The 1057-nt window shown below is 43.7% G+C and carries 1 protein-coding gene and 1 pseudogene; one reads left to right on the top strand and one right to left on the bottom strand.

Annotated features, from left to right (window positions below; translation table 11 throughout):
- Nucleotides 1–50 precede the first annotated feature (50 nt).
- Nucleotides 51–155: pseudogene (locus AB4486_RS24610) on the bottom strand (IS3 family transposase); the annotation flags it as partial.
- A 492-nt stretch (nt 156–647) separates the two neighbouring features.
- Between AB4486_RS24610 and AB4486_RS24605 the strand changes: the two are divergent.
- The coding region (locus AB4486_RS24605; protein WP_372119298.1) for a hypothetical protein at nt 648–1057 on the top strand (410 nt) is incomplete at its 3' end.

Raw genomic sequence — 1057 nt, 5'->3', positions numbered from 1 at the left:
TGGTAAGAGTACAGGCATAGTGATCTGCTCCAGTTAGACTGGACACCGCATTAAGCGACATATTGTTTTTCAAAGTTAACTGGGCTTAGATACCCAAGAGCACTGTGCCTTCTTGTTCGATTATAATCTACTTCTATGTACTCGAAGGTTGTCTTGTTGCGGCAGCTACTGCGACTTTCTCTGCTAGCTTCAGAGCCTCTGCTTTAAGTTCAGGGGAATGTTAATTCTAGTTTTCTTAGTTGCCATTGCTCACCTCGTTAGTAATTGTACTCACTTAACTCGATGTCCAAAACTGCTGGGACGGTTCAGTGGCACACCAGTAACTATCCTAAATACTTCATTCCAAGTAGATTTAATAATGCATCTATCAATATTTGATGGAATTATCAAACGTTGGGCTTCCCTGCCTTACTGTTAGCTAAGGTTTGTGCCAGTTTAAGCAATACTAGGTTACACGGGTGTCGATGGCTGTTACGTTTTTCTCATTCATACTGGTGATGTGTGATGTCGCTCTCATCGCACGGGTACTAAACCGTATGCGTAAATGGTATTTTAAGCAGGTATTTTTGCGTCCATATCCCCTCTCTTTGGAATGGTTTTTTGCAAAATCACCCTTATTATCCTCTCGACTATTCACGGAACGACCCATGTTTAGAACACTTTTATCTGGCCTTATTTTGGCCTCTATGGTTGGTTGTGCGCCTCAGTACACCCCAAAAACACCCGAGCAAACGGTTAAAGATAAAACGGTGGAATTTGCCAAGTACGACATCAAGACCATGACCGATTCGCCCCGCTCTCATGCGCAGCAACTTGGTGTGTTGATGACTGGTGAGCGACCGTTTGGTAATAACAACCTTGACGAATTCGCCGATGGCTATATCAGCTGGTCTCGTAAAACCACCCAAGGCTTAAATGCCATTGGCATGGTCATTGGCTCGATTTCAAATGTTGCGGGTTTCACCGCCATTTTGGGTAACTCCGGTAACGGTAAAAAACGCACTCCTAGCTACAATAAAAACCGATTAATGATCATCTCACCCGTCAAGCACTATGA

The sequence above is a fragment of the Vibrio sp. 10N.222.55.C6 genome (genome assembly GCF_041473395.1).
Lineage (GTDB): Bacteria > Pseudomonadota > Gammaproteobacteria > Enterobacterales > Vibrionaceae > Vibrio > Vibrio crassostreae_C.
Note: the sequence above shows the minus strand (reverse complement) of the source record. Positions and strands in the feature narration are given on the sequence as shown.